Here is an 8204-nt window from a genome sequence, read left to right on the forward strand (position 1 = left end):
AAGAGGAAAATATACAGCGAGCATTTGAAAAAAGAGGTAGAAGATGAAAGTATTTACTATGGACTTTTGGTTATGGTGGTTTGTGATGAAGATGGTATGGTTTATGATGTATGGTTTCATCCAGCAAATTATTATTCCTCCTTATAATTTTATTAGACACAACATACCTTGGGTGAGAAATTAGCGGTTTTTATAAAATTTAAAAATGAGATCCTTCGGCCTTACGGCCTCAGGATGACAAGGAAAAGGTTGATTAATAAGTGTTAAAAGAAGGATAATCTAACCTTATTCGTCATTCTGAGCGAAGCGAAGAATCTCATATTTTTATTGAATTTCTCACCCGACGTATTATTATTCCTCCTTATAATTTTATTAGACACAACATTATTTTAACTCCCGGAAACTCTTACGATAAACATCACCGCTAAATTGAATTTATGCTAAAATTTAACATAAAAATACGAAATATGGAGTTTTTCATGAGAAGCGATGAGATTAAAAAAGGGATAGAAAGAGCACCACACAGAAGCTTACTTAGAGCTTGTGGACTTAAAGAAGAAGATTTTGGAAAACCATTTATCGGGGTTGCTAACTCTTACATAGATATAATACCCGGACACGTTCACCTGCAAGAATTTGCAAAAATTGTTAAAGAAGCCATCAGAGAAGCAGGAGGAGTTCCATTTGAGTTTAACGTGATCGGTGTTGATGATGGAATAGCAATGGGACACTCTGGAATGTTTTATTCATTACCAAGTAGAGAGCTGATAGCTGATAGCGTAGAAACGGTAGTTCAAGCACATAAATTAGATGGATTGGTATTAATACCAAACTGTGATAAAATCGTACCTGGAATGCTAATGGCTGCTGCAAGGGTTAATATTCCTACAATCCTTGTAAGCGGTGGACCTATGGCAGCAGGTCATACATCAGATGGAAAACCCATAGACCTTGCTACGGTTTTTGAGGCTGTTGGTGGAATAAAAAAAGGATTGATAGATGAAAAACAATTGATAGACATAGAAACTCATGCTTGTCCTACATGTGGTTCTTGTTCTGGAATGTTTACTGCAAACTCTATGAACTGTCTTGCAGAAGCACTTGGTATAGCACTACCCGGAAATGGTTCAATTCTTGCTATAGACCCAAGAAGAAAAGAATTAGCAAAACAAGCAGGAAGACAAATAGTAGAGCTTGTTAAAGCTGGATTAAAATTTAGAGATATAGTTAATCAAGAAACTATTGAAAATGCATTTACTCTTGATATTGCAATGGGCGGCTCATCAAATACTGTTTTACACCTACTTGCCATTGCACACGAAGCTGAAATAGAATTTCCGATGAAAAAAATAGATGAAATTTCACGAAAAACACCAACTCTTTGTAAATTAGCTCCGGCTTCACAGTATCATATGGAAGACTTAGATAGAGCTGGCGGAATTTATGCAATCTTAAAAGAGCTTTCTAAAAAGAATTTACTACATTTAGACAGACCAACGGTTTTAATGAAGACTATTGGAGAAGCAATAAAAGATGCAGAAATAAAAGACACAAATGTAATAAGACCTATAGAAAATCCGTATAGTGAAACGGGTGGTCTTGCAGTACTATTTGGAAATCTTGCACCGGATGGAGCAGTTGTAAAGGCTGCTGCAGTAGACCCAAAAATTTTAGTCCACAGAGGAACAGCTGTAGTATTTGATAGTGAAGAAGAGGCAATAGAAGGTATTACAAACGGAAAGGTAAAGGAGGGAAACGTTGTTGTGATTAGATACGAAGGTCCAAAAGGTGGGCCGGGAATGAGAGAGATGCTGGCTCCTACTTCAACAATCATGGGAATGGGGCTTGGAGATAAAGTCTCATTAATCACAGATGGAAGATTTTCAGGGGCTACAAGAGGAGCTTGTGTAGGGCATGTTTCTCCAGAAGCTGCAGCAGGTGGTCCTATTGGAATTGTTCAAGACGGAGACGAAATTTTAATAGATATACCAAATAGAAAAATTGAGCTTTTGATATCTGAGGAAGAGTTTGAAAGAAGAATGAAAGAGTTTAAACCAAAGAAAAAAGAAATACAAAGTCCATGGCTAAGAAGATACTCTAAATTTGTCACATCGGCAAACAAAGGTGCAATTTTAAGCGATGAATGCAGTTAAGGAGCGGTAGATGAAAACCATTCAAAGTGCAGAAAGCGTATGTCTTGGACATCCTGATAAGATAGCAGACATAATAGCAGATGCCATATTAGATGACCTTATATCAAAAGACCCATATACAAGAGCATCAATAGAAGTGTTAGTAACCATGGGGCTTGTACATGTTGCAGGAGAAATTTCAACAGATGCATATGCCGATATACCAACCATCGTAAGGAATACATTGATAGAGATAGGCTACACTAAACCAGAGTATGGATTTGACGGATACACGGCAGGAGTAATTACAACCATAAACGATCAAAGTCCAGAGTTATCCCTTGGACTTCCCTCAGATAAAGCCGGGGATAGCTGTATAGTTGTAGGATATGCTACCAACGAAACAGAAAACTTTATGCCAATTGCATCCAACATTGCCAATGAAATAACAAAAAGAATAAATACATTAAGAAAAGAAAATATAGTCCCATTTTTAAGACCGGATGGTAAAGCTATTGTGTCTGTTGAATATGAAAACGGAAAACCTAAAAGAGTAAACAGCATAGCAGTTATGGTCCAGCATGAGCCATATATAACAGAAAGAGAAATAAAAGAAGTGATTATGGAAGAAGTTATAAAAAAGTTAAAGTATAGTAATTATATTGACGATAAGACTAATATTATCATTAACCCACTTGGGAAGTTTATAATAGGTGGACCTATGGCAGATACAGGATTAACTGGAAGAAAAATATCTGCAGATGCCTATGGAACAGCATGCCCTAATGGCGGAAGTGCCTTTTCCGGTAAAGACCCGACAAAAGTAGACAGGTCTGCTTCCTACTTTGCAAGATATATAGCTAAAAACATTGTGGCGAACGGATTAGCTGAACAATGCAAAGTAGAGATGGTTTTTGCAATAGGCATGGAACATCCAATCGTTGTTAACGTTTCAAATTTTAAAGATGAAAAAATTGTAAAAAATCTTTACAAAATTTCTGTTAATGATATAATAGAAATGTTAGATTTAAGAAAGCCTAAATATAGAAGATGCTCTATAGAAGGACATTTTGGAATTGATTCAGATGAGTATACATGGGAAGAAGTAGGAGATACTTTTAAAAAGATAGTGGGGGATATTCTATGAGCAAAGAAAAAGAATTAAAATTCTATGATTTTGAAGTTTTCAAAGCATTGGTAGAAATAGAGATTGAAAGAATTAATAGATATAAAAAATCATCACAATTTTCTATAGCCTTTTTATATTTTCCGGCTATTACAAATCTATTGAAAGAAAAAAAGCCAAAAGATATTGATATAGTCTTTAGACTTAGAGAAAATTTAAGAAGTGCAGACGTAATTTCACCTGTTGATGAAGATTTTATCTTTTTATTTTTACCAGAAACAGATAAAAAACAAATCAACGCATTGATAGAAAGATTAAGAAAGATTACAGAGATAAATTTTGTAGAAGGAGTAGTTTCTTATCCAGAAGATGGAAAAACTGCAAGAGAATTGTTTGATAAGATGGTTCAAATTATGAACGATAAACTTATTCCTATTATTGAAATTTAAAGAGTACTGCTAAAAAATAAGATTTGTGATTTTATAGATTATTTTGTTTGATTATTATTGTTTATAGCGAGGTTATTTTAAAATTTTTGTAAATTTAACTTTCCTTGTCATCCTGAGGTCGAAGGCTAAAAGATCTCTTTTTTGATTTTTGTCTTGAAAAGAAAAATATGAGATTCTTCGCCGGCTGCAGAATGACAGTACGGATTTTTGGAACAGTCTTTTATTTATAGTTGTAAACAAGAGTTTTTTGTTTTTATTCTTTTAAAGAACTTGCGTAGTTAGTATGACAATGAAAATAAATAATGGCGTTATTTGCAATTCTACAACTTGCAAAATTTTTAGAACATTCTCACCCTTCACCTTTCATCTTTTGCAATATCTCGTACCAAACCGGTAAAACCTTTTTCTTTACTTCTTCATCCATTCTTGCAACTTCTGGCCAATTTCTTGTGTAGCCTTCCTCTTTCCATTTAGTAGTTGCATCTATTCCCATTTTTCCACCAAAGCCCGGTAGGTTTGTAGAATGGTCAAGAACATCTGTTACGCCTTTTTGAATGATTACATCCCTTGAAGGGTCTACATTATTACCCCAAATCCATAAAACTTCATCAATATCCTGAACATTTACCCATTCATCAAAAACTATTATATGCTTTTCAAACATTAACTGACCAAGACCCCAAAGTGCGTTAATGACTTTAAATGCATGTCCGGGATAACGTTTTTTTATAGATACGAAAGCAAAGTTATGAAAACATCCAGAGATTGGTAAATTGTAATCTACAATTTCTGGCAAATTAAACTGAACGAGAGGCAAAAATATTCTTTCTGTTGCTTTTCCAAGCCAGCCATCTTCCATTGGCGGCTTTCCTACGACCGTTGTTTGATAAATAGGATTTTTCCTATGGGTTATACATGTTATATGCATTAATGGATATTTATCAACAGGAGTGTAAAATCCTGTATGGTCTCCAAATGGTCCTTCATCGACTAATGGCTCGCTTGGGTCTATGTATCCTTCTATCACGATTTCTGCATCTGCCGGAACTTCTAAATCAACCGTTTCACATTTTACAAGCTTAACACCTTTATCTCTGATAATACCGGCAAATAAAAATTCATCTACATCTTCAGGCAGCGGAGCGGATGCACAGTAAGTAAGAACAGGGTCTGCACCTACCACTATGGCAACAGGAATTTTAACACCAAGCCTTTTAGCCTTCCAAAAATGATGAGAACCACCTTTATGGATCTGCCAATGAACTGTTACTTTGTCCTTATCTATAAGCTGTATTCTGTACATTCCTACATTTCTTATTCCATTTTCCGGGTCTTTTGAAATGACCATTGGAAGTGTTATAAATCTTCCACCATCTTTTGGCCAGCATTTTAAAACCGGAAAATCAAAGATGTTTACATCTTGACCTTTTTTGATTACTTCTTTACATCTTCCATCTTTAACAACAACAGGTAAAGCATCGTTTAATTTTTTCAATTCTGGCAGCTTTTTTATCTTGTCTAAAAATGTGTTAGGAATTTCTGGTTTTAAGATTTTATACAATTTCCAGCCGATGCTTTCAAAATTTTCAACGCCCAGTGCCATTTTCATACGCTTTTCACTTCCAAAGGCATTGATTAAAACCGGGATGTTTTCATATCCTTCAACATTTTCAAAAAGTAAAGCCTTTCCACCCTTTGGAAGTTTTGACATTCTATCTGCAAGCTCAGTTATTTCAAGAATCGGACTAACTTTACTTTTTACTCTAATTAACTCTCCATTTTTTTCAAGGTCTGATATAAATTCCCTTAAGTCTTCATAAGGCATTTTTTTCTCCGTTTTCTATAACTTTCACTTCTTCTGTTTTTTGATTTTCCAATAATTTTATCTGCTTTTTAATAACTAATCCACCAGAAAGTATAGTTCTTGTTGCCTCTTCAACGGTTAAATCTGTAAGAATAAGGTCTTCTTTTTTTACCATTATGGCAAACCCAGAAGTTGGGTTTATTGCTGCCGGTATAAAAACAATGTAATAATGTTCATTACATATTTTTAACTCATTGGCCACAAAGCCTATCGCAAAGGTGTCTTTATGTGGATACCTAACAAGAGCAACCTTTGAGAAATTTTCTTTCTTTGAGAATAATGTTTCCATCGTTTGTTTTGTTGCATTGTAAATAGAGCTCACTACAGGAATTTTTGAAATGAATTTATCCCAGTACTCCAATAATCTCTTGCCAAAATAATTTTGAGCTAAAAGTCCAAGAAGAAAGATGATGCTTAAAGTTACTAATATCCCAAGACCGGGAATATGAGGAACCGGAACACCAAGCTCTTCAATGTAAGGAAGTATTAGATTGTTTACCGCTGATAAAACGGTCTTTACAACCCAAAATGTAACTATTATAGGTATTAAAACAAAAAGTCCTGTAATAAACGTGTTTTTTAAATTTACTTTCATTTTTTAATCGCCTCTGGTCTTTTTACCGGTGGTTCTGGTAAATATTGGACAGCAGGAATTCCTGTCGGTTGAGGATATAAATCCATCAAAGCATAAACTTCTTCCGGCATTTCGGTACTTACGTTTAGTCCCAAGGATTTTAGATAATCGTAGGTAAGTGGATAATCATGCGTCCATTTTCCTTGGGATAATTCATCTGCTATCAATTCAGCCTTTTCTTCACTATGCCCTTTTTTTATAAGAATTTCTTTAACTGTGTCTTTCATCTGTTTTAAAGCTTTTTTACTCATGTCAATTTTAACAAGCGTTTGATCATCTATATCTTTTGGTTCTTTCAACTGTTCTATCTTTACTAAGGATGCTGCCGGTTCCATTCCAAGCTGTGGATCAACAGGTCCTAAAACTGCAAATGGGTCCATGACTATCTCATCTGCAGCTAATGCTATTAACGTCCCGCCAGACATTGCATAGTGTGGTACGATTACCCTTACTTTTGCTGGATGTGCTACTAAAGCTCTTGCTATCTGTGTTGCAGCCAAAGCTATCCCGCCGGGAGTGTGTATTATAAAATCTATAGGCTTATCTTTTGGAGTCATTCTAATTGCCCTTAAAACAGCCTCTGAATCTTCTATGGTTATCATTCTCATCATAAAAAATCCAAACAACGACCTTGTCTCTTGTCTATGGATTAATGTGATTACCTTAGAGCCATATTTTTCTTCTATAGCTTTTAATATTCTCTCTCTACTCCACTGAAGCATCTGGGCTTGAATTATAGGGAATATAAACAAGAATAGGAAAATTAACCAAAATAACTGTCCTATGAAAAAATAACCTGGTTCATTCATTATTTTTTACCTGGTCAACCAAACTGTACAAAACTGTATAAAAGTGTAAAAAAGTGTATCAGCTTGCACAGTTTGGGTCAGGGTATTTGTATTCCGCCATTTCAGACACTTCCGACCCTGACAGGCGGTATTTTGGAAGTGTCATAGTCCCTGCCGCCAAGCATGCAGGAGCTAACCTGTTAGCCACTGCTATCCAATCCTTTGAAACGATTACACGCTTTAAAGGAGAAAGATCTCTGTATGATCTTTCAAGACAGCAGAAGGCTAAAGCTATGGAAAGAACTTGCCAGCTTTTATGTCTACCTGCAGGCAGACCCCTCACCTGCTCCTTCCGTTGGTTGACAGTTTGTTGGGTAGCTGACTCACTCTTTCCACTTTCTAAGTGTTTTTGTAATGTTTTTAGGTTTTTTCTAAGTTTTGTTAATTTGCTTTTTAGTTTGTTTCTCTTGTATTCATTGTTTTCTTCTTTTAACTTTTGTTTTAATTCTGCGATATTATCTTCAATTTTTGCTATAGTGTATGATAGAAAGTCGGTATCGTTTAACAGCTCTTTGTAATTCTTTGGCAGTTTCTCTTTAAATCCCAATCCTCTTCTTGCTATTACGTAAGCTCCTGCTATGTCTTTGTCTATGTTGTATTGTGGTGCATATTTTAATTTTCCAATTACTGATGTATATGCAGGATTGACTTTTACTAATTCTATTCCATTTCTTGTTGCTAAAACTTCTATTTTTTCTAATAATCTTTTATAACTCCATTTTTGCACTCTTCTTCTTAATTTTGCAAACCCATCTCCTCTTTTTCCTTTTGGTAGTTTGTTTAAGTTTTCAATAGATATTGCTTTTTTCTCTTCCTTTGCTATCTCTATTATCCTATGTGCTATTTGCCATTCTAAGTACTGTCTTTTTTCTGAGTTTGCTTCTAATAATTCGTTTAAACTAATACTTTTATACTTTTCTAAATTTCCATCTTTACTTGCAAAAGCTAATGCTAAATGAAATGGATATGCGTTTACGTCTATGCCTATTATTCCGTTGTCTTTTTTGATTTTTATAGGTGGTAGTTTTTCTTCAATAGATATAAAAGCATATACATTGCCGTTTTTTACTTTTAGTCTGACTGAATATGGAAACCATTCTTCGTATTTGTATGCATTTTCCAGCATAAACATAAAATCTATCCATTTGTCA

Annotated in this window: 7 protein-coding genes; 3 read left to right on the top strand and 4 right to left on the bottom strand. The window is 34.8% G+C overall.

Annotated features, from left to right (window positions below; translation table 11 throughout):
- Positions 1-479: 479 nt before the first annotated feature.
- From ilvD to Q0929_RS08325, 3 genes are read left to right on the top strand one after another with little or no spacing between them, the layout of a single operon-like run.
- On the top strand, positions 480-2153 hold the full coding sequence (gene ilvD, locus Q0929_RS08315) for a dihydroxy-acid dehydratase (RefSeq protein WP_299239733.1): 1674 nt from the start codon (positions 480-482) through the stop codon (positions 2151-2153).
- Positions 2154-2163: 10 nt separating this feature from the next.
- On the top strand, positions 2164-3279 hold the full coding sequence (metK, locus tag Q0929_RS08320) for a methionine adenosyltransferase (RefSeq protein WP_299239736.1): 1116 nt from the start codon (positions 2164-2166) through the stop codon (positions 3277-3279).
- Positions 3276-3707, top strand: a complete 432-nt coding sequence (locus Q0929_RS08325; protein ID WP_299239739.1) for a hypothetical protein — start codon at positions 3276-3278, stop codon at positions 3705-3707. The genes metK and Q0929_RS08325 overlap by 4 nt, the downstream gene beginning before the upstream one ends.
- Before the next feature lie 349 nt (positions 3708-4056).
- Here the strand turns inward: Q0929_RS08325 and Q0929_RS08330 are convergent, their stop codons facing one another.
- The 4 genes from Q0929_RS08330 to Q0929_RS08345 form a co-directional block, all read right to left on the bottom strand.
- Positions 4057-5532, bottom strand: coding sequence for a menaquinone biosynthesis decarboxylase (locus Q0929_RS08330; RefSeq protein WP_299239741.1), 1476 nt, complete (start codon positions 5530-5532; stop codon positions 4057-4059).
- Complete coding sequence (locus Q0929_RS08335) at positions 5522-6166, bottom strand: DUF502 domain-containing protein (RefSeq protein ID WP_299239744.1); 645 nt, start codon at positions 6164-6166, stop codon at positions 5522-5524. The genes Q0929_RS08330 and Q0929_RS08335 overlap by 11 nt, the downstream gene beginning before the upstream one ends.
- Entirely contained in the window at positions 6163-7014 is an 852-nt protein-coding gene (locus Q0929_RS08340) for an ATP-dependent Clp protease proteolytic subunit (protein ID WP_299239746.1), read from the bottom strand. The genes Q0929_RS08335 and Q0929_RS08340 overlap by 4 nt, the downstream gene beginning before the upstream one ends.
- A 58-nt stretch (positions 7015-7072) precedes the next feature.
- Positions 7073-8204: IS200/IS605 family accessory protein TnpB-related protein (locus Q0929_RS08345; RefSeq protein WP_299239749.1), on the bottom strand; the 1132-nt coding region annotated here is incomplete at its 5' end.

The organism is Sulfurihydrogenibium sp. (assembly GCF_028276765.1).
Taxonomy (GTDB): Bacteria; Aquificota; Aquificia; order Aquificales; family Hydrogenothermaceae; genus Sulfurihydrogenibium.

Coding starts and splice junctions, on each gene's coding strand:
- ilvD (WP_299239733.1), top strand. CDS start 480: ATGAGAAGCGATGAGATTAAAAAAGGGATAGAAAGAGCACCACACAGA.
- metK (WP_299239736.1), top strand. CDS start 2,164: ATGAAAACCATTCAAAGTGCAGAAAGCGTATGTCTTGGACATCCTGAT.
- Q0929_RS08335 (WP_299239744.1), bottom strand. CDS start 6,166: ATGAAAGTAAATTTAAAAAACACGTTTATTACAGGACTTTTTGTTTTA.
- Q0929_RS08325 (WP_299239739.1), top strand. CDS start 3,276: ATGAGCAAAGAAAAAGAATTAAAATTCTATGATTTTGAAGTTTTCAAA.
- Q0929_RS08330 (WP_299239741.1), bottom strand. CDS start 5,532: ATGCCTTATGAAGACTTAAGGGAATTTATATCAGACCTTGAAAAAAAT.
- Q0929_RS08340 (WP_299239746.1), bottom strand. CDS start 7,014: ATGAATGAACCAGGTTATTTTTTCATAGGACAGTTATTTTGGTTAATT.